The sequence below is a fragment of the Cupriavidus sp. FW216-B1 genome (assembly GCF_058789195.1).
This window is the reverse complement of record NZ_JBYTEL010000011.1, coordinates 213,375-233,565: the sequence shown is the minus strand read 5'-3', so window position 1 is coordinate 233,565 and position 20,191 is coordinate 213,375. Positions and strand designations below refer to the sequence as shown.

Here is a 20,191-nt window from a genome sequence, read left to right as displayed (position 1 = left end):
TCGGGGAAAAGAAAGTAGGTCGCTCCGGGGGAGCGAAAGCCTTTGACTTTGAAGTTGACTTTGACTTTGAAGTTGACTTTGACTTTGAAGTTGACTTTGACTTTGAAGTTGACTTTGATGTTGACATTGGGCCGTTGAATTTAAGTTTTTTCCTTGGGGAAAGATCAAATCCCCAAGATATCAAGAACAGACCCCGTCCTCTTAACTGTAGCCAAAACAATATGAGAATTAATAGCCATCACCCCCGGCGCCTTATGCAACCGATCGACAACAAACTCAGAATAATGCTCTAGACTCCGTGCCCGCACAGTCAACACATAGTTGGACGGCCCCGACACGATCCGTGCGGTCACTACCTCCGGCCAGTCGTTCAAGGCCTGCACGAAGTTCTCGTGCCAGCGCTCCACGTCGGTGCGCATCGACACCTGCACCAGTGCCTCGAACTCCATGCCCAGCGCCTTGGCGTCGAGCACGCAGCGGTAGCCGGCGATCACGCCGGCTTCTTCCAGTAGCTTCACCCGCCGGAAGCATGCCGAGGCGGACAGGTTCACCGCCTCGGCCAGTTCCTGGTTGGTGGTTTTTCCGTCGCGGGTCAGGTGGCGCAGGATGCGGACATCGATCAGGTCAAGTTTCATTCTGAATATTTAACCGCGAAATCGTTATTTGGCGAAATAAATGCAGCGCAAAACGATTTGATGCGGTAAAAAGTCGAAGAAAATTCAATTATCTGTTTGTTAATATACCTCTCCCTGAGCGTAAAAGCACTGGCTGGCATGCAGTGCCGCGCATCAGGCTGGTCCGTTCGCTGCGAGGCGCGCGGAGCCGGAAAAACAAAAAAGAGAGGAGACGCATTAATGAGAAAATTCCGACCCGCGCTATTGGCGGGCATGCTCGCCGCGGGCGGTGCCTGCGCACAGGGCTCGGCCACGCTCTACGGCATCGTCGACCAGAGCCTGCGCTTCACCACCCACGCCAACGCCGCCAACGACCACGACATCGCGCTGGCCAACGGCGCCGTGACCAACAGCCGCTTTGGCCTGCGCGGCGAGGAAACGCTGGGCTCCGGCCTCAAGGCCATCTTCCGCCTGGAAAACGGCTTCGACCCGCAGACCGGCCACACCAACCAGAACGGCCGGCTGTTCGGCCGCTACGCGTACGTCGGCCTGTCCGGCCGCCTCGGCACGCTGCGGCTCGGCCGCCAGTCCACCGAAGGCTTCAACCTGTTCGGCGACTTCGACCCGCTCACCATCGCCAACTACACCGCCAACTACTGGCCGTACTTCATCACCGCTGGCCGCATCGACAACGCCGCCAGCTATGACGGCACCTTCGGCGGCCTCAACGTGGGCGCCAGCTACGGCTTCGGCGAGCAGCCCGGCAGCGTGGGCCGCAACGCGTACTGGGGCGCGCGCGCCGCCTACACCGCCGGTGCCGTCAGCGTGGGCGGCGTGTACCAGGAGACGCGCGACGCCGCCAGCAACACGCAGCGCATGTGGGGCGCGGCCGCGCGCTACGCGGCGGGCGCCGGCAGGTATTTCCTCGGCTACCTCGGCGGCCGGGACGCCACCGGCTCGCTCGACGCCGCGCTCAACGATGCCGCCCGCACCGTCGCCCACGGTACCTTCACGGCCAACCCGCGCCGGGACGACACCGTGTACGCCGGCCTCGCTTATCAGATGGCGCCGGCGCTTACGCTGACCGCCGTCTTCTATTACGACCGCATCCGCAACGCCAACGGCATCGCCGGCAACGGCGGCAGGCGCTACACGGGCGTGGCGCTGGCCGAGTATGCGCTGTCGCGGCGCACGCAGTTGTACGGCACGGTGGACCACAACGTCGTCAGCGGCGGCGCCGCCACGGAACTGCCGGGGCGCGGCAACCAGACCGGCGTCGCGCTCGGCATCCGCCACGTGTTCTGAGCCGCGGCGTCCTGCATCATCCAGCCCCCCGGTCCCGAGCGGGGACCACGCGGAGCACCCAGCACCAGAAGGAGACAAGCCATGACAAAGCCCCCGCAGCAGTTCCAGCAGATCGTCGAGCGCGAGAAAGGGCTGCGGCGCAGCCTCAGCGCCAGCCAGATGACCATGATCGCCATCGGCGGCGCGGTCGGCACCGGGCTGTTCCTCGGCAGCGGTTTCGCCATCGGCTTTGCCGGCCCGAGCGTGCTGGTGAGCTACGCCATCGGCGCGTGCATCGCGCTGCTGCTGATGGGCTGCCTGGCCGAGATGACGGTAGCGCACCCCACCTCCGGCTCGTTCGGCGCCTATGCCGAGCACTACATCGGCCCGCTGGCCGGCTTCCTGGTGCGCTATGCCTACTGGGCCTGCATCGTGCTGGCGGTCGGCGCCGAGGTCACGGCCACCGCGCTCTACATGAAGTACTGGCTGCCGGCGGTGCCGGGCTGGTTCTGGATCGTGTCGTTCTCGGGCGCGCTGGTGCTGGTCAACGCGCTGAGCGTCAACATCTTCGGCGCGGTGGAGTACTGGTTCTCGGTCATCAAGATCACCGCCATCGTCGGCTTCATCCTGCTTGGTGCCTACGTGGTCTTCGGCGCGCCCACGCTGGTCGGCGACGGCGCGCGGCAGGCCGGCTTCCACCACTACACCGCGCACGGCGGTTTCTTTCCCAACGGCATCGGCGGCACGTGGGTGGCGGTGATCGTCTCCATCTTCAGCTACCTGAGCATCGAGATGATCGCCGTGGCCGCCGGCGAGGCGCAGGACCCGGAGCGCGCCGTCATGCGCGCGTTCCGCTCCACCATGCTGCGGCTGGTGCTGTTCTACCTGCTCACGCTCGCGCTGATGCTCGCCATCGTGCCGTGGACGGCCGCCGGCCACGACCAGAGCCCCTTCGTCAAGGTCATGGAAGCCATCCGCATCCCCGGCGCGGCCGGCGTCATCAACTTCGTGGTGCTGATCGCCGCGCTGTCGGCCATGAACAGCCAGCTCTACATCACCACGCGCATGATGTTCAGCCTCTCGCGCGCCGGCTACGCGCCGCGGCCGCTCGGCCAGCTCAGCGCGCGCGGCGTGCCGCTGCCGGCGCTGCTGCTGTCCACCGGCGGCATCGCCATCGCCACGCTGGTGAGCATCTTCTATCCCGATGCCTCGTTCACCATCATGATGGCCGTGTCGATGTTCGGCGCGCTGTTCACGTGGATGATGATCTTCGTCACCCACTACTTCTTCCGCCGCGCGTGGCATGCCCGGGGCGGCGCGCCGCTGCGCTTTCGCATGTGGGGCTTTCCGGTGCTCACGCTGCTCGGCGCGGGGCTGATGCTGGCCGTGATGCTCACCACGGCGTTCACGCAGGCATTCCGCATGACGCTGGTGTTCGGCGTGCCGTTCCTGGCGGTGCTGACGGTGGCTTACTTCGGCTGGTACAGGGCGCGCGCGCTGGCGGTGGCCGCGCGGGCAAACGAAGCGGCCTGAGCTGGCCGCTCAGGCCTCGCCGTCCGGGGCGGACGGCGGATAGCCGCCACGCGGGCGCGTCGGCAGCCACAGCAGCCACGCGGTCACGGCCGCCGCGCAGGCCAGCAAGGCAACCGAGACGAACGGGCGCTCGCGCAGCAGCCACGCCGTGGCGCCCATCGACGGCCACATGGTGCCGATGGCCAGCCACTTGGCGCGCAGCGGCACGCTGTGGTGCTGCTGCCAGTCATGCACCAGCGGCCCCAGCCGCGGATGCGCCAGCAGCCGCGCATGAAAGCGCTCCGAGCCGCGCGCGAAGCACGCCGCGGCCAGCAGCACGAACGGCGTGGTCGGCAGCACCGGCAGGAAGATGCCGACGATGCCCAGCAGCAGGCTGAGCGCGCCGAGCGCGACGAACAGCGCGCGCAGCACCCGCTCGCGGTGGCTGCGCACGGCGGCGCCGGTACCGGCATTGGCGCCGGCGTCAGTGTCTGCGTCGGCATTGGTGCCGGAGCCGGCGGGCGGCCGCTTCGCGCTCAGACCGCCAGCCCCAGGCGCGCGCGCGCCGCGTCGTACTCGGCCTTCATGCGCGCCACGATCTCGCCGGCGGCCGGGACATCGTGGATCTGGCCCACGCCCTGGCCCGCGCCCCACACGTCCTTCCACGCCTTCGCCTTGGACGCGCCGCTGGAGAAATCCATCTTGCTCTTGTCCGCTTCCGGCAGGTTCTCCGGGTCCAGCCCGGACGCCACGATGCTCTCGCGGATGTAGTTGCCGTGCACGCCGGTGAACAGGTTGGTGTAGATGATGTCCGCCGCGGCCGACGTGGTGATCGACTGCTTGTACTGCTCGCTCGCGTGCGCCTCCTGCGAAGCGATGAAGCGTGTGCCCACGTAGGCGAAGTCCGCGCCCATCGCCTGCGCGGCCAGCACCGCCTCGCCGGTGGCAATCGACCCCGACAGCGCGATCACGCCGTCGAAGATCTTGCGCACCTCGCCCACCAGCGCGAACGGCGACAGCGTGCCCGCGTGCCCGCCCGCGCCGGCCGCCACCAGGATCAGGCCATCCACGCCGGCCTCGATGGCCTTCTGCGCATGGCGGATGCTGATCACGTCGTGCAGCACGATGCCGCCGTAGCCGTGCACCGCATCGATCATCTCCCTGGGCGGCGCGCGCAGCGAGGTGATGAAGATCGGCACCTTGTGGTCCACGCACACCTTGATGTCATGCTCCAGCCGCACGTTGGACGCATGCACGATCTGGTTCACCGCCACCGGCCCCACCGGCGCGCCCGGGTTGGCCGCGCGGAAGCTGGCCAGCTCCTCCTCGATCTGCGTCAGCCAGTCGCCCAGCACCTCCGCCGGGCGCGCGTTCAGCGCGGGGAAGGAACCGACGATGCCCGCCTTGCACTGCGCCAGCACCAGCTCCGGATAACTGACGATGAACATCGGCGAGGCAATGACGGGCAGGGCGAGGTTCTGCAGGACCTTCGGCAATTGTCTGGCGGCGGGCATGGTGTCTCCTGAACCACGGCGGGCGCCGCGACCGGCGCCCGGGATGTGAACGATCGTTCGATTATAGGGAGTTTCCGCGCGGCGGCGTTGGGGGCTGGCTAGACGCGCCAGTCTACGGCCGGCTGGCCGGCGCGGGCGCGTGTAAGAAACGGATACAAGCCCGGAGCCCGCCCCGGTACACGGCGCATACGCCTCATCCGTTAAACCCATACGAGATGGCGCGCGGCGGCTGGTGCATATGCAGCTTGGTTCCGCGCACATTGTTTCTTTTGCAGAACAGTGTATTGACTGAATCAGGGTTTCCCCTAGGTCAATCCCAGGCGTACATTTCGTGAACCGCCAGGCTTCCGCCCCGCCGCCACAAGGCGACGGCCACGGAACCAGGCAGCAGCGCCGGCCCGGCCGGCGCGCGTCCCCAGCCAGTAGTCAGCAGCAAAGGAGTGCATTCATGAGTTCCATCCTCGAAGCCCTGTTCTCCAGGCACATCGGCGACCCCGATCGCGTGGTCACGGCGCTCAACCACCAGGAAATCGTCGTCGCCCTGTCAGCGCTGGTCGCCGAGAAGAACGTCGCCATCCTGCACATGCTCTACCCGCGCACCGACGCCCGCACCCACCGCAGCCTGGACGCCCTGGTCGGCGCGCTGCACAACCACGGGCTGCACCAGACGGCCGAGCTGATCGCGCAGGAAGCGCACTACCTCGTGTTCAAGGAACCCGACAAGGCGTGGAAGACCCTGCAGGAAATCCGCCACGACTCGCTGGCCATCGGCGTGCATCTTTACTACAAGGGTGCCACTGGCGACGCGGCGGAACGTGAGCTGGATACGGATGCGCATCGGAAGGCTTGAGGTAGCGGCGGTGGCGCTGGAAGCGGACATTGCAACGGCATCGCGCCGCGCAGCGTGGCAGTTTCCAGATGGCTGACCAGTTTCGCATTGCCGCCGGTTTGCTCCCCTCTCCCATGAAATGGGAGAGGGGCCGGGGGAGAGGGCAAAGCGACTGCGAATGACGAACGCGGTCACTTTGTGGAGCGCCTGATTTCCTTCCCCCGACGTTGCTCCGCACTCGGGAGAGCTGCGGTCGCACAGCAACGAGCCGACTTCATCAACTGTCGTTCAGAGGCGCAAGAAAATCTGCGGTCGGTAACAGAAGTTATCAAATCGCACGCCAACTCGGAGCTAGACTCCAGTCGTTGCCGCTTTCTGCGGCGACCGGGAATAGCAGCCTGAATACGAAGGACGAACCGCCGGCATCCGGCGGACACCTTATTTCAGCCTGCGAGAACGCCCAATGCACCAGCACACCCGAGACGGCATCACCGCCGACCACAACGGCGCAGACATGTCCTTGACTGCGCGCTTTCCACATGAAAATCCCCTGAGCCTTGCGGTATTGAAGGCTGCGCAGCTGCATGCGTTGTTGTCGATGGCCAGCGATTTCGTGGTGGCCGATGGCTCGGCCAACGGCTTGCAGCCGATGGAGCGGGAGAGTGTTTTTTCGCTGGCTGCGGAGCTGGCGGGGGAGGTGTTGGCGTTGAGTGAGATGGTGGGGGTGGCGGGGCGGGAGGGGGTTGATGGGTGAGACAAGTGGCTCTTGGACCTAGCCTACCTAGAACACTGACTGTTGTTTACAGGGAATGGCTCACAGGTGTTTGAACTTGTTGGCCATTTTTTTTGAGCTAAGGGAGGGGCCGGTAAGCGGACATTGGGCGAGGCTGTCAGAAGGCTGCTGCCGACCCTTAGCGGACATTGATGAGACTGTCGCCGCGATGGTCCTCGCCCCAAGCCATCCAGCGAGTTGGTGGCACCACCACGGTTTCCAGCCGTTCGTGGAAGAAGAGTTCTGACTTAGTAGAGGTGGATCATCGGGGCCGTAATCTCTATAGCATGTGTTATAACTCCGTTCAAGCGCTGGATCAGCCGATGTTCCACAAGGTTAAATTTCAGGGGGGGAATCGTGTCTATTGCTGACGTATTCATTATTGAAAGTCTCACGAAAACAGATGAGGCTCAGCACCGTTATGAAGGTCAACGACTTGCTGAGCTACTTAGGCTCAGCGGAAAAAACCCTAAGTACTTCTACTTCCAATCGAAAGACGAGTTACCACACCTTTTGGAACTCTTTAAGCTTTCGGAGTATCGTTATCTTCATGTCTCTTGCCACGCATCATCTGACACGATCGCCACCACGAATGAAATCATCCGTCACCATGAATTCGCAAATATTTGCAAGGGATATCTAAAGTTACGCAGAATTTTTTTCTCAGCGTGTGAACTCGGCAATGAACTATTTTCGGTCTGTTTGGCAGGGACAAACAAGGGAATGCATTCTGTCGTCGCCCCTGCGGAGGAGATCGATTTCGATAATGCGGCAGCAATATGGGCCGCATTCTACGTATCAGTATTTGCAAGAAATGCAGGTGCGATGTCTGGGAAAGATATTCGATTGAGAATTGAAGTTCTTTGTAAATTATTTCCTGTTGATTTTCACGTTTCAACCTATCAACCAAAGCCCGACACGTGGCGTCACACGAAAATAACAAAGTCTTCTATAACAAGCAAGGCGGCAGATTCGAAAGGCGTCAGCGAACCGATGGAAGCCTAACCGTATGCACCTCGCACTCAACTGGGACGAACGTACCCATTACCGCGATCGCCTACGCACGGCCCGCTACGCCGCACTCGCAGATGCTGAGGCATTCAGCGAAATCTGCTTCGTGATCGAAGCCCTCGGCGTTCGCCTGAAAGGCGAGCAACTGACCATGGGCGGGCTCCGTGGCACGCTCGCCGAGCTCGCAAACGATTCCTTCGTGCTCACAGAAATTCCCGACGCGTTTCCTTCGCTGTTCTCGCACTTTGGCGCTCTGTATCGGCAGATTCAGAACGCGAGAAACGATGCCATGCATACCGGCGTCTATGCGAGGCATGTAACCGTGGCCGCGATTCAACTGTGCATCGGACTCGAAGAGGCTTTAATGACACAACAGCAACAGCAACAGCAGCGCACCAAAGTCAGCGAATTTATGGTTCGCGGTGCAGTGATCGTCGAACCCTGGCACCCGGTCGCCTACGCACGCCAGCTGATGCTCATGCATTCCTTCACGTTCCTTCCTGTGCGTATCGATGGGCACTGGAGCCTCATCTCCGAAGTATCCATGGCGAAATTCCTCCGAAATGCCGGTGACAGCAAGAAAGCCATGCTTGGTACGCGGATCGAGGTCGTCGTAAATCAAAACGCCGAACTTCGGCTTGAACTGACGTCGGCATCGGTGGTCCGGCCCGACGATGACGTCACCATCTTGCTCAACGATTGCGGCGCAGCAAGCCCCAAACTTTGGGTAGTCGACGACGATCACGGTGGAATCTCCGGAGTGCTCTCCCCTTTTGAACTCATGTGAGGTCGCTATGGATATCGAAGCACCTGGGCTTGCAATAATTGGAGACAAGATCTCGGACATGCTGCTCCGGGAGGTGATCGATCTTGTTGACATGAAATTAAGGTCGATGTGATCGCACGGCTGCATGGAAAGCAACGTTTGGAAAATCTGCAGCAATTCATAGCACCGAATGGAGGACAACTCGTTCATATATCGAAGCGATGGTTCGTCCGGTTTGCATGCAAAGTTTGAAGACTCCCGCGCCCCGTCGACTGACCGCAACTGGCCGACAGCGGCCAGTGGCAGGCTCGTAATCTATGACCGCTGTTGAAACGTGAACCATTGCCGAACTAGACTGGCAACGAAAGCCTATCGGCAGTTACTCGTTTAAGCAATGCAAGAGCTCCGGAGGGGGACAATACTCTTACCATTAGCAAGCGCTGCGTCCGCCGTGTGGGTGGATGGAGGCTTAACGGCAGCCTTATTGTAGAGCCCCAAGAAAACACTAAGCCGCCAACACAAACTGCGCCCCAAGCTTATCCAGCAACTCAAACGTATTCATCCACCGCACACCAAAGTGCTGGCAGATATTCGGAATCAAGAACTTCTTCCGAGCATCCCTGTGAAAAGCCTCATGCGTAACCACAATCGCATCGGTCGCCATGGCCTTGGCAATCAACCAAGGATCGGCTCCGGCCATGAATTCTTCAAGGGCACCAACCTTCATCACCGGCGCCTGCTCGGCGACAACGCGCGCAACATCCACGAAGGCCAACTGCGTGGCGTCGTCGCTGACATCCATGAAAAGCCCTGCATTGTCCTTGGCCCATTGGGCCAGTTCGTCGTTGCCCTTCTTCAACTCGTCGGCAACCATGGAGATGCTGCCTACCTGCAACAACTGATTTTGGCCATGAACCCACTGCCAGAAAGCCGGACAGAAGGTCATGCTGTAGTACCGGTTCTTTGCCTCAATCAACGTGTTGGAGTCGAGCAGATGCTTCATTCGGTGACGGTGCTGGCGTAGGCTTTCATTTTCGATGGCTGGACACCGAGTAGCCTGGCGGCGTCGCGCAGTAGCATGTTGCCTCGCGTCGTCTCCGCCAGCACGGCTCTGCTGAAGCGCGCGCTGTTCTTGGCGCCGGCGTTGCGGTAGAAATTCCCGCCGCCGCTGTCTTTGTCCCGGTATGCCTGGAGTTCGGCGAGGTAGTAGTCGCTGTAGGCCTCCCTGGCGATGAGGCCAAGATCGGCGGCGCGCCTGGCAATGACCAGCTTGCTGACCTTGAAGTCGGCGGCGAGCACAGGAAGATTTTCCTTCCAGTCGACATCACCGCGCCAGGCTTGGCGGAAGGCGGCCTCCGGCGCGAGAAATTCGCCGGCGACAGCATTGCAGAAGATCTCTTCCCGCCGGTTGGCGTTCACCGATACGCTGGAAATGCCGCTGCTGTTGATCCAGACATGCGCCAATTCATGGATGAGCGTGAAGAGCCGCGCTGCCGGCGCATCGGCGCTGTTGATGAATACCACGGGCGCCAGCGGGTTGCTGATGGCAAAGCCGCGGAATTCGCCCACGTCGAGCTTGCGATGGGTATTGGTGCCCACGATGCCGCTGCGCATCACGAGTATGCCAACGGACTCGGCAGCTGCTATGAGCGTGCGAAGGAATTCTTCATGGGTCGGCCGCGCGGCATTTTCTGCGACATGCAGCGTTTTCCGCATGTCCGCGACGACCTCCTTGACAGGGCTCTGGCTGGTGAAGCGCCCGACGAACGGTAGCGGCCCGAACTCGTGTTCCTTGAGATAGTCCAGATACCAGCCGTGCTTCCAGAGAACGTCCTTTACCGCATCGACCAATTCGGGGCTCGGCCGGGCCGGCGCCGCGCCACCCAGCGTGCGCAGGTCCGGCAGCGGCAGTTCGTCAGAGGGGGGTTCCTTCAGGAACAGGAATCCGAACGGTATGTGAGACAGAAGGGCCCACTTCTGTGCCTGCTTGAAAGTGGGCTGGCTATCGCCAACCTCCCACTCAAAGACTTTCTCCGGCTTCACGGGGATTTTGTCCGCCACGTCGAACTCGGACAGCCCGGCCCGCAGGCGGGACCAGGTGAGCAGACGAGGGGTGACGAGAGCGTGACTCATGGCGTAGTGATGATAGGTCACGGTGTCGATTTGCGTCCAGTGTGGCGGAGAGGTGGCATTGCAGAGTGCTGATTTTCAGACTGTGCCTGTGTAGCTCAAGGGACGTTTCCAATCACTCGCACCGATTAGCCGAAATCTGCGCCCCCGACCTTTGAACCGCCTCCGACGCCCGCTGCGCCTCAACTGCATCCCCCCGCGCCATCGCGCGCTCCGACCAAGCCAGGTTTGCCGTATACGTCTGCCGAAGGGAAGGGCAGACAATGCTGGACGCCAACCGCTTGGCGGATTGCTGGTCCCCAATCACAAACGGCTGCGCACGATCCTCGGCGTTAAGCTGCCCGATGGACTTGCGAGCCAGTTCGGTCTTGGCGCTATCCGGGCAAGGTGAATCCTGGAGCGTGACTTTCCCCGCGGCATTTCGGCATTGATAGATCGTCTGGGCCTGGGCGCCCGTGCCGGTCACGATCAGCAGCAACAGTAGCGGTATCCGCATCGCAATCCTCCCGAGGGGGATTCTGAAGATGCTTGCCTTCGCTGGATTCCCCTCCGGAGCAGGGTGTTTCTCCGGGCTGTAAGTCTTCGCACGCTATCCCGGTTGCATGACAACGGTCTGACCCGGACGCCACTTCACCGATAATGCCCATGCCTTTCCAAGACTTCGATCTTGTATCCGTCAGGGTCCTGGATGAAGAAAAACCGCGCCAGCAGTTCCTCCCCAACCCTGAACTCCTTGACCGGCAGCGGACTGTACCCGGCCGCGGTCAGCGCCGCATGCGTGGCCGCAACATCGTCTACGACCGCCGCCACATGCCCGTAGCCATCGCCATGCGTATAGGGCTCCTCGCGCCCCTTGTTCAACGTGAGTTCAAGCTCGGCATCGTTCTCGGCATTGCGCAGATACACCAGTGCGAAGTCCGGAAAATCCAGCGTGTGGGCAGGCTTGAGGCCGAGGACTTCGTCGTAGAAGCGCAGCGATGCGTCGAGGTCGCGCACGCGGATCATCGTGTGGATCAGCTTGGCCATGATTAGTGGGTGGTGACGGTGGTTTTCTTCGGGGGCGGCGCGGGTTCGGTCAGGCTTTCCTGCGCGCTTTCGAGCCGGTCGCATTTGCGGCGCAGGTAGCGCAGGCACGTCACGCGCAGGAACGAGGTGAAGTTCTGCACGTCGCCGCGGTGGAGCATGATCTCGTCGTGGAACTGCACGATCAGCGCGTTGGTGGTCATGCCTTCTTCGGCGGCCAGGGTGGCCAGCGTGTCCCAGACGAAGTTCTCCAGGCGGATGCTGGTGTGCACGCCGTGGATGCGCACCGAGCGCGTGCGGGATTCGTAGTGGATCGGGTCGGCCGTGACGAAGAATTCGCACATGGGGGCCTCCTTGGCGGCAGGGGGTTCGCTCGGATGCCGCGCTCAGATCGTGCGCCTGGACATCTGCGCGGCGATGTAGTCGGCCTGGCGGATGGCGAGCGTCACGATGGTGAGCGTGGGGTTTTCGGAGCCGCCGGTGGTGAACTGGCTGCCGTCGCTGATGAACAGGTTGGGGATGTCGTGGGTCTGCCCCCATTTGTTGCACACGCCGTCGCGGGGGCGCGCGCTCATGCGCGCGGTGCCGAGGTTGTGGGTGGACGGGTAGGGCGGCGTGCGGAAGGTCTTGATGGCGCCGACCGCGCCGTAGATGCGCTCGGCCTGGGTGTAGGCGTGGCTGCGCATGGCGATGTCGTTGTCGTGGTCGTCGAAGTGGACGTTGGGCACGTAGTTGCCCCACTGGTCCTTGACGTTCTGGTTGAGCGTGACGCGGTTGGTCTCGCGCGGCATGTCTTCGCCGACCAGCCACATGCCGGCGAGGCTGGTGTAGCGGTCCATCCACCACGTGAAGTCGCTGCCCCAGCCGCCGGGGTTGAGGAAGGCGGCCATGAACGGGATGCCGAGCGAGAGCGTTTCCAGCTCGTAGCCGCCGACGAAGCCGCGCTTGGTGTCGTGGCGCGATTCGTCGCGCACGATGCCGGCCATCGTGGTGCCGCGGTACATGTGCACGGGCTCGTTGAAGGCGGCGTAGACGGAGCCGGTCATGTGGCGCATGTAGTTGCGCCCGACCTGTCCGGAGGAGTTCGCCAGGCCGTCCTTGAACAGGCTGGAGGCGGACAGCAGCAGCAGGCGCGGCGTTTCGATGGCGTTGCCGGCCACGCAGACGATGCGCGCTTTCTGGCGCTGGGTCTTGCCGTCGGCGTCCACGTAGAGCACGGCGTTGACGCGGCCTTTGTCGTCGTGCTCGATGCGCGTGGCGTGCGCCTGCGTGCGCAGCTCGAACTTGCCGGTGGCTTCGGCTTCGGGCAGCTCGGTGTAGAGGGTGGACCATTTGGCGCCGCTCTTGCAGCCTTCGAAGCAGAAGCCGAGCTGCAGGCAGCGCGCGCGGCCGTTGCGCGGGCGGCTGTTGATGGCCATGTTGCCGGTGTGCACTTCCTTGTAGCCCAGGCGCGTGGCGCCGTTGTACATGACCTTGAAGTTGTTGTTGCCGGGCAGGCCGGGGATGCCGTGGGTGCGCGTGACACCCATCTTGTCCTCGGCCTTGCCGTAGTAGGGCGCGAGTTCGCGCAGCGTGAGGGGCCAGTCCTGCAGGTTGGCGCCCTTGATGTCGCCGTAGACCGTGCGCGCGCGGAATTCGTGTTCCTGGAAGCGCAGCGACGCGCCGGCCCAGTGCGTGGTGGTGCCGCCCACGGTCTTGCAGATCCACGCGGGCAGGCCGGCGAAGTCCTTGGCGACGCGCCAGCTTCCGGAGGTGGTGCGCTTGTCCAGCCACGCGAGCTGGCTGAACGCCTTCCATTCGTCGTTGATGAAGCTGGCGTTGGATTGCGTGCCGCCGGCTTCCAGCACCACCACCTTGACGCCTTTCTGGCACAGCTCGTTGGCCAGCGTGCCGCCGCCGGCGCCGGAGCCGATGATGACGACGACGGAGTCGTCGCCGAAGTCGAACTTGGCCATGTGCATGTCTCCTTTGTGGGCCCGGGCGCGCGGCTCGGGTTGTGTCCGGGTTGCGTCCGGGTTGCGTCTTGCCCCGGCTCTGTGGCCGGATCGGGGGACTGCCGCCGGCGTCAGCCCATGTACGGCGGCGGGCTCGCCGCCGCGGGCGGCGTGGGCAGCCACTTGAGGTCCTGGAAGCCGCGTAGGATGTAGCCGCCTTTTTCCCAGGAGGAGCCGGGATAGCCGAAGGTGGCGAACGCCATTTCGTTGTCGTAGAGCGCGGTCACGCACTTGCCCCGCACGGTGTCGAAGAAGGGCTGCCCTTCGAGCGCCTTGACGGCGGCCAGCTGCCGGTCCGGCGCGGCGGCGGTGAAGCTGCCGCCGGCGAGCTTGTCGAGCGAGGCCACGCCGGCGCGCAGCTGGCTGGCGACGGCGGCGTCCTTGGCCGCGGCGGCGTCGAGGTCCTTGACCAGCAGCGCGTAGACGGCGTCCGGCAGGCGCTCGTGCGGGTACAGCACGCGGCCCATGCGCAGCAGCGCCTCGCCTTCGCCCTGGTCCAGCGCGGCGAGCTCTAGCGCCCACACGGTCGACGGCGCCAGCAGCGCCAGCGGGCTGCCGATGGCCAGCGTGCCGATCAGCACGCCGGTGCCCTTGAGCAGCGAGCGGCGCGTGAGCGTCGGCGCGGTCTTGTGCGCTGCATCGCCGCGCTCGCGGATGTGCACGATGGGAATGGTTTTCACGGTGTCTGCTCCGAAGGGTTCGACGGGCGTGGTCCGCCGCGGGCGGTGTCTCGCATGATGTCGCGCGCCTGCGTGCTTCACATGGCGGTTGTCGGGAGGGGAGAGGCGGCGTTGTGCGATGCGGCACGATCCTGCCGCCGCGGCCGTGCCGCGTGGCCGGGCCGGCGTGCGCCTGGGGTGAGCGTGGTGGACAAGATGTCGTCTCCGTCGTTGTCGTTCCCTCCATTCTTGCGGGAGGGTCGATACGACTATAGGCCGAAGACGCCGGGCATGGGTCACAGCCCGCTACTCACACGGGAAAAACCCTAGTGAGGATGGCGGCGCATGCGCGGCGCGCGCCGGCACGCGACGGCGCGCCGGCGGCGGGGTTCGCGCCCGGCGGCGGAGGCAGCCGGCGCGGCGGGGAGGGAAGGGTCAGAAATCGACCTGCGCGCTCAGCATGAAGGTGCGCGGCGCGCCTTGCGTCAGGTACGAGGCGCTGGTGAGCCAGTACGCCCGGTCGGCGAGGTTGTCGATGTTGAAACGCACCGTGGCGCGCTTGCCGGCCACGCGCGTGACGTAGCGCACGCCGGCGTCGAGCAGCGTGTACGACGGCACCGACGCGGTGTTGGCGGCGTCGATCGGGCGCGCGCCGTAGTACTGCAGGCCGGCGGTGAGCGTGAAGCCGGTGTCCGCCAGGCGGTATTCGGTGTACAGCGCGGCCTGCTGCTTGGGCGTGCCGTCCACGCGCTTGCCGTTGAGCTCCTGGGCGACGTTTTCGTTGCGGGCGTTGAGGAACAGCACGCTGGCGCTGACCAGCCACAGCGGCGTCACCTGCGCGCGCGCGGACAGTTCCAGCCCGTCGTAGCGCGCTTCGCCGTCCTGCGTGAACACGTTCGACGCATTGGTGTACGTGAGTCCGCGCTTGATGCGGAACAGCGCGGCGTTGGCGGACCAGTTGGCGCGCTCGGCCTTGACGCCCACTTCCATCTGCTTGCTCTTGAGCGGCGCGAACACTTCCTGCGCGTTGGCCGCGGACAGCGGCGCGGTCGAGCCCTGCTCCAGCGACTCGACGTAGCTGCCGTAGGTGGACAGCCAGTTCACCGGCTTGAAGATGAGCGCCGCCGTGGGCGTGGTGGCGCTCTTGTCGTAATGGTTGATGGTGTCCTTGATGCTGTTGCGGCGCACGCCGGCCACCACGTCCCAGTGCTGGCCGAGATGGAGCGTGTCCGAGGCGAACACGGCGCGCTGCGCGGCGTAGCTGCCGAGCGTGTCGGCGGGCTCGGCGGCGATGCCGGGGTTGGCGAAATTGCCCGGGTTGGCGAGGTTGCCGGTGCCGAGCACGGCGTAGTTCGACACGCTCGAATAGTAGGAGCGGGTGCGCCCGTAGGACAGGCCGAAGGCGAGGTCGTGCGAGACGAAGCCGGTGCGCGCCTTGCCGGTGACGAGCGCCTGCGCGTCGTCGGTCTTGAAGCGGTCGGTGCCGCCGTACTGGGCTTCGGTATAGTCGCCCTGCGCGTTGGCGTAGACGGAGCCGTTCAGGTAGACCCGGTCCATGACCGAGCCGCGATAGGCCAGGCGCGCGTTCCAGTCTTCGGCGAAGCCCCAGTCGACGGCGGTGCCGTAGACCTTGGCGCGCGTCTCGTAGCTGGTGAACGGCGAGAAGATGCGCTTGCTGCCGCGGATCGGGCCGGGCGGCTGCGCCACGGTGAAGTCGCTGTCGGTGCCGCTGGCGTTGGGGAAGAGGCCCCAGGTGGAGGAGCCCTTGACCACGCGGTCCATGCCCAGCGCGTCCGCGCTCCAGACCAGGTTGGGCAGGATGCGCCAGTCCAGCGCCAGCGAGGCGGAGCCGCGCTTGACGCGCCCGCCGTCGGTGACATAGCTGTCGCCTTCTTCCCCGACCAGGTTGGCGCGGTAGCCGAAGCGGTCGTCGGGGCCGAAGCGCCCGCCGAGGTCGCCGGCCAGCAGGAAGGTGCCGCTGCCGGTGACGGAGGTGAGCACGCTGCGCACGGGCGTGTCGGTGGGGCGCTTGCTGACGAAGTTGACCGTGCCGCCGGGCTGCGCGAAGCCGTAGAGGAAGCCGGTGGCGCCGCGCAGCACCTGCAACTGCTCGAAGTGCTCCAGCGGCAGGTCGCCGCTCCAGCCGAAGACGTTGAGGCCGTCGATCTTGCGGCCGTTGAGCAGGTCCAGCCCGATGCCGCGGATGGCGATCTGCGAGGACAGGCCGCCGATGTTGTTGCTGGTGGGCGAGACCGAGGCGTCGTTCTTGAGCGCCTGCACCAGCGAGCCCGCCTGCTGGTTGTCCATCAGCGCGCGCGTGACCACGTCCACGCTGTAGGGCGTGTCGAGCAGCGCCTTGTTGCCCAGGGCGCCGAGGCTGGCGCTGTCCGCGCGGTAGGCCAGGCCGGCGGGCGGCTCGGGCTGGTCGGCCAGTGCGCGCACGGTGACGGGCGGCAGCGTGGCTTCGGCGCCCGGGGCCGGCGCGGCGACGATGGTGTAGGTGCGCGGGCTGTTGGCCACCAGCCGCAGCCCCGAGCCGGCCAGCAGGCGGCCCAGCGCGTCTTCCACGCTGAGCGAGCCGCGCACGGCCGGCGCGCGGTGGCCTTCGGCCAGCGCGGTCGAGAACAGGATCTGCACGTCGGCCTGGCGCGCCAGCGCCGCGAGCGATTGCGCCAGCGGTTGCGCGGGCAGGTCGACCGCCAGCGCGGCGCTCTGCGCGATGGCGCCGGCGGCGAACAGCGCGGCCACGGCCGGCACGGCCAGAGACAACAGCCGCGCCACCGGGCGGCGCGCGGGCTGGTTACGAACGATCGGCTTCAATGATTTCTCCCGAATTCGGCCGGTGCATCCGGCCTTGTCAGAGAGTTGCCGAACGGGAGGCGCGGGATGTACACCTGCGCGCGGAAAAATTTTCGGGTGCGCGGCGGCGGCCGATGTTCGCCGGCCGCCGCTAGTTGCCGCCCTGTCCGGCCCGCAGCGCCAGGTGCGCGCTGCCGTCCGCCGCGGTGCGCAGCGTGACGGGCAGGATGCCGGGCAGCAGCGGCAGCATGGCGTCGGCCTGGTCACGGTCGAACTCGGCGGACAGGCGCAGCGCCGCCGCCCGGCTGTCGTCGATGACGATGCGGCGCGCGGTGAACGGCTGCATCTCGCGCACCGCCTCGGCCAGCGTCAGGCCGTCGAACGAGAGCTTGCCGCGCCGCCAGGCGGTGATGCGCTCGGCGTCGACGCGGCTGGCCGCCGACGGCGCGCCGCCGTCAGGCACGTCCACCCGCTGGTTGGCGCCGACGCGGCGCGTGTCGCCGCCGGCGCTGACTTCCACGGCGCCTTCGAGCACCACCACGCGCGTGCTGCCGTCATGCCGGCGCACGTCGAACACGGTGCCGATGTCGCGCACGCGCGTGTCGCCGGCCTGCACCGTGAACGCGCGCGGGCCGTGGGCGACGCGGAACAGCGCCTCGCCGGCGGCCAGCGTGAGCTGGCGCGAGCGCAGGTGCCAGGCCACGTCGACGCGGCTGCCGCGGTCGAGCTCGATCTCGCTGCCGTCGGCCAGCACCTGCGTGGCGGGCTGGCCGGCCGCGGCGGTAACGTGATCGGTGCGGTATGCGGGATCGGCCACCCACAGCGCCGCGGCGAGCAGCGCGGCGCACGCGGCGGTGCCGGCCCGCGCGCGGCGCCGGCGCTCGCGGCGCGCCTGGGCGGCCTGCGTGATGGCCTCCACCGACGGGAAGCGCTCGCGCAGCGCCTGCTGGTACGGCGAGAGCGGATCGGCCGGCGCGGGCGGGGATGGCGGGGATGGCTGGGAGGAGGGCGGGGATGGTTCGGTCATGGGCGCGTCGGATCTGGCCCGGGCTGGCGCGGCAATCGGCTTCATGAGGCGGACCCCGGAGGTTGGGCGCTGGCGGCCAGTTCGTCAAGCGCCGGCGCGAGCAGCGTCATGGCGCGCGCCATGTGGCGCGCCACCATGCCGCGCGAGATGCCGAGCCGCTCGGCCACCTCGTCCTGCGGCAGGTCGTGCAGCCGGTGCAGTACGAAGGCGTCCCGGCAGCGCGGCGGCAGGGCGGCGATGCATGCCGCGAGCCGGTCCACCTGCTGGCGGAACGCCAGTGCCTGGGCGCCGTCCGGCGCGCTCGCGCCATGCGCCTGCGCGACCGCGGCCCATTCGTCCAGCGCCTGCTGGCGGGCCTGCTCGGCGCGGTAGCGGTCGATCGCGCGGTGCGTGGAGACGTGGCGCAGGAACGCCAGCGGCCTGGCGACGATGCCGGCGGGCGGGCGCTCCAGCACCTGCACGCAGACGTCCTGCACCACGTCGCGGGCGAAATGGCGGTCGCCGAAGCGGCGCCGGACGTGGTCGACCAGGTCGTCATAGTGCCGTATCAGGGTGGCGAACAGCGTGAGGTGGGCGGGGTCGCGTAGCACGGCCGGGAGAACCTGGTTCTGTCGAGGTGCGTATGATTATAAATGCGAATGATTGTCATTTGTGTGGTGTATTCATGCCCGGCCCGCGCGCGGCGAACCGAGATCGAGGGTCTGGCGCAGCCACTGCGCGAAATCGGCGATCTCCGCGCGGACCAGTTCGTGGCCCATGTCGTAGAGGCGGGTCTCGCGGCGCACGCCGAGGCGCGCCAGCAGCGCGTCGGCGCGCTGGGCCCAGAACGCGGGCAGCTTGTCGTCGTGGCGGCCGTGGGCGACGAAGGCGTCGAGCGTGCGCAGCGCCTCGGGCGGGGCGATGTGCGGTTCGATCTCGGGCAGGATGCGGCCGCTGAGCAGGCCGAAGCCGCTGACCTTGTGCGGCGCGCTGAGGCCCACGCTGGCGCTGACGATGCCGCCCTGGCTGAAGCCGGCGACGACGGTGGGTAGCGGCGGCAGGGCGTCGAGAAAGCGCAGCACGCGCGCGCGGCTGGCTTCGGCCTGCGCGGCGTCGATGACCGGGCCGCCGGCGGTGAAGCTGACCGGGAACCACGCGAAGCCGGACGGCCCCATGCGCAGCGGCGCGCGCAGCAGCAGCACTTCGAGGCCGTCGGGCCAGTCGCTTTCCAGCCCGGCGAAGTTGGTTTCGTTGCCGCCCACGCCGTGCAGCAGCACCAGCCGCGCGCGCGGCGCTTGCGGCTGGCAGGCGCGGCGGTAGTGCAGGCCGGAGTGGGGTTCCAGTTCGAGGCTGGCGATTCCGTTCGCGTCGTTCATGCGGCCACCTCGCGTTGCGCGGCTTGCGTGGATCGGGTTTGCGCCGGCGGGCCGTCGAACAGATAGCTGTCCATCGACAGCACGCCGTGCGTGATGCCGCCGTCGAGCACGCGCAGCGTGTAGTTTTCGCCGGCGGCGCCGAGCGCGACGAACAGCGGCAGGAAATGCTCGTCGGTCGGGTGCGCGCGCGCGGCGCCGGGCGCGAGGTCGCGGTAGGCCAGCAGCTTGTCGCGCTGCCTGTCGCGCAGCGCGCCGGCGGTCCAGCGCGCGAAGTCGACCACATAGCCGGCCACATCGCCGGCCGCCTCCGGCGAGCCGTCGCGCGACGCGCGGAACTCGTACAGGTTGTGCGTGAGGCTGCCCGATGCCACGATCAGCACGCCCTGCTCGCGCAGCGGCCGCAGCGCCTGCCCGAGGCGCAGCGCGTCGGCCGGCGCGAGCGGCGCGGGCAGCGAGACCTGCACCACGGGCACGTCCGCCGCGGGCAGCAGGTGCATCAGCGGCACCCAGGCGCCGTGGTCGAGTCCGCGCTGCGGATCGAGCGTGGCGGGCCAGCCGGCGGCGCCGAGCAGCGTCTGGATCCGCGCGGCCAGCGCGGGCTGGCCCGGCGCGGGGTATTGCAGCCGGTACAGCGCTTCGGGGAAGCCGCCGAAGTCGTGGATGGTGGCCGGCGCCGCGCTGGCGCCGATGCGCACGCCGCCGCGCGTGTGCCAGTGCGGCGAGATCACGACCACGGCGCCGGGGCGCGGCAGCGCCTGGCCGAGCGCGGCGAGGCTGGCGCCGGCCAGGCCCGGTTCGATGGCGAACGTGGGCGCGCCGTGGGAGACGAAGAGAACCGGGGATGCGTGCTGCATCGGGGTGTTCATGGGGGCCTCTGCAAATCGGTGGGAACGTGATTCCGA

At 66.1% G+C, this 20,191-nt stretch carries 21 protein-coding genes; 6 read left to right on the top strand and 15 right to left on the bottom strand.

Annotation, left to right across the window (positions count from 1 at the left end):
• Positions 1-164: 164 nt before the first annotated feature.
• Positions 165-635 (bottom strand): Lrp/AsnC family transcriptional regulator, encoded by a 471-nt coding sequence (locus tag AC3WXD_RS22710; protein ID WP_492324742.1) that lies wholly within the window; start codon positions 633-635, stop codon positions 165-167.
• A 219-nt stretch (positions 636-854) separates the two neighbouring features.
• Here AC3WXD_RS22710 and AC3WXD_RS22705 point away from each other — a divergent pair, with 219 nt between their 5' ends.
• Together AC3WXD_RS22705 and AC3WXD_RS22700 are read left to right on the top strand one after the other, a co-directional pair.
• Entirely contained in the window at positions 855-1,919 is a 1,065-nt protein-coding gene (locus AC3WXD_RS22705) for a porin (RefSeq protein ID WP_492324741.1), read from the top strand.
• A gap of 81 nt (positions 1,920-2,000) precedes the next feature.
• Positions 2,001-3,431, top strand: coding sequence for an amino acid permease (locus tag AC3WXD_RS22700; protein WP_492324740.1), 1,431 nt, complete (start codon positions 2,001-2,003; stop codon positions 3,429-3,431).
• A 9-nt stretch (positions 3,432-3,440) separates the two neighbouring features.
• Here AC3WXD_RS22700 and AC3WXD_RS22695 read toward each other — a convergent pair whose 3' ends face one another.
• Both AC3WXD_RS22695 and AC3WXD_RS22690 read right to left on the bottom strand, forming a co-directional pair.
• Positions 3,441-3,863 carry a YbaN family protein gene (locus AC3WXD_RS22695; RefSeq protein ID WP_492324739.1) on the bottom strand — a complete coding sequence of 141 codons (423 nt, stop codon included), beginning with the start codon at positions 3,861-3,863 and terminating at the stop codon, positions 3,441-3,443.
• A gap of 83 nt (positions 3,864-3,946) precedes the next feature.
• A complete protein-coding gene (locus AC3WXD_RS22690) occupies positions 3,947-4,924 on the bottom strand; it encodes an NAD(P)H-dependent flavin oxidoreductase (RefSeq protein ID WP_029044434.1) in 978 nt (325 codons plus the stop codon).
• 448 nt (positions 4,925-5,372) lie between these two features.
• Here AC3WXD_RS22690 and AC3WXD_RS22685 point away from each other — a divergent pair, with 448 nt between their 5' ends.
• The 4 genes from AC3WXD_RS22685 (at position 5,373) to AC3WXD_RS22670 (ending at position 8,323) form a co-directional block, all read left to right on the top strand.
• Entirely contained in the window at positions 5,373-5,774 is a 402-nt protein-coding gene (locus AC3WXD_RS22685; RefSeq protein WP_492324738.1) for a hypothetical protein, read from the top strand.
• 442 nt (positions 5,775-6,216) lie between these two features.
• Positions 6,217-6,507 carry a hypothetical protein gene (locus tag AC3WXD_RS22680; RefSeq protein ID WP_492324737.1) on the top strand — a complete coding sequence of 97 codons (291 nt, stop codon included), beginning with the start codon at positions 6,217-6,219 and terminating at the stop codon, positions 6,505-6,507.
• A gap of 375 nt (positions 6,508-6,882) precedes the next feature.
• Positions 6,883-7,530: a hypothetical protein gene (locus AC3WXD_RS22675; RefSeq protein ID WP_492324736.1), complete on the top strand. Its 648-nt coding sequence runs from the start codon at positions 6,883-6,885 to the stop codon at positions 7,528-7,530.
• Positions 7,531-7,534: 4 nt separating this feature from the next.
• A complete protein-coding gene (locus AC3WXD_RS22670) occupies positions 7,535-8,323 on the top strand; it encodes a CBS domain-containing protein (protein WP_492324735.1) in 789 nt (262 codons plus the stop codon).
• Between the two features lie 484 nt (positions 8,324-8,807).
• On the opposite strand, the gene AC3WXD_RS22665 is transcribed toward AC3WXD_RS22670, so the two are convergent.
• From AC3WXD_RS22665 to AC3WXD_RS22610, 12 genes are all read right to left on the bottom strand, one after another.
• Positions 8,808-9,305, bottom strand: coding sequence for a DUF4411 family protein (locus tag AC3WXD_RS22665; RefSeq protein ID WP_492324734.1), 498 nt, complete (start codon positions 9,303-9,305; stop codon positions 8,808-8,810).
• Positions 9,302-10,456, bottom strand: a complete 1,155-nt coding sequence (locus tag AC3WXD_RS22660) for an XRE family transcriptional regulator (protein ID WP_492324733.1) — start codon at positions 10,454-10,456, stop codon at positions 9,302-9,304. The genes AC3WXD_RS22665 and AC3WXD_RS22660 overlap by 4 nt, the downstream gene beginning before the upstream one ends.
• A gap of 91 nt (positions 10,457-10,547) precedes the next feature.
• On the bottom strand, positions 10,548-10,910 hold the full coding sequence (locus tag AC3WXD_RS22655) for a DUF4124 domain-containing protein (RefSeq protein ID WP_492324732.1): 363 nt from the start codon (positions 10,908-10,910) through the stop codon (positions 10,548-10,550).
• Positions 10,911-11,062: 152 nt separating this feature from the next.
• Complete coding sequence (locus AC3WXD_RS22650; RefSeq protein WP_492324731.1) at positions 11,063-11,458, bottom strand: VOC family protein; 396 nt, start codon at positions 11,456-11,458, stop codon at positions 11,063-11,065.
• Between the two features lie 2 nt (positions 11,459-11,460).
• Positions 11,461-11,799 (bottom strand): ribbon-helix-helix domain-containing protein, encoded by a 339-nt coding sequence (locus AC3WXD_RS22645; RefSeq protein ID WP_454730824.1) that lies wholly within the window; start codon positions 11,797-11,799, stop codon positions 11,461-11,463.
• Positions 11,800-11,841: 42 nt separating this feature from the next.
• Positions 11,842-13,410 (bottom strand): GMC family oxidoreductase, encoded by a 1,569-nt coding sequence (locus tag AC3WXD_RS22640; protein WP_454730825.1) that lies wholly within the window; start codon positions 13,408-13,410, stop codon positions 11,842-11,844.
• Positions 13,411-13,520: 110 nt separating this feature from the next.
• Positions 13,521-14,129 carry a twin-arginine translocation signal domain-containing protein gene (locus AC3WXD_RS22635; RefSeq protein WP_492324730.1) on the bottom strand — a complete coding sequence of 203 codons (609 nt, stop codon included), beginning with the start codon at positions 14,127-14,129 and terminating at the stop codon, positions 13,521-13,523.
• A gap of 414 nt (positions 14,130-14,543) precedes the next feature.
• Positions 14,544-16,928, bottom strand: coding sequence for a TonB-dependent siderophore receptor (locus AC3WXD_RS22630; protein WP_454730826.1), 2,385 nt, complete (start codon positions 16,926-16,928; stop codon positions 14,544-14,546).
• Between the two features lie 130 nt (positions 16,929-17,058).
• Complete coding sequence (locus tag AC3WXD_RS22625; protein WP_492324729.1) at positions 17,059-17,934, bottom strand: FecR family protein; 876 nt, start codon at positions 17,932-17,934, stop codon at positions 17,059-17,061.
• A 41-nt stretch (positions 17,935-17,975) separates the two neighbouring features.
• Complete coding sequence (locus AC3WXD_RS22620) at positions 17,976-18,524, bottom strand: RNA polymerase sigma factor (RefSeq protein WP_492324728.1); 549 nt, start codon at positions 18,522-18,524, stop codon at positions 17,976-17,978.
• Positions 18,525-18,596: 72 nt separating this feature from the next.
• Complete coding sequence (locus AC3WXD_RS22615; protein WP_020204462.1) at positions 18,597-19,289, bottom strand: alpha/beta hydrolase; 693 nt, start codon at positions 19,287-19,289, stop codon at positions 18,597-18,599.
• Complete coding sequence (locus tag AC3WXD_RS22610; RefSeq protein WP_492324727.1) at positions 19,286-20,155, bottom strand: DODA-type extradiol aromatic ring-opening family dioxygenase; 870 nt, start codon at positions 20,153-20,155, stop codon at positions 19,286-19,288. The genes AC3WXD_RS22615 and AC3WXD_RS22610 overlap by 4 nt, the downstream gene beginning before the upstream one ends.
• Positions 20,156-20,191: the final 36 nt, after the last annotated feature.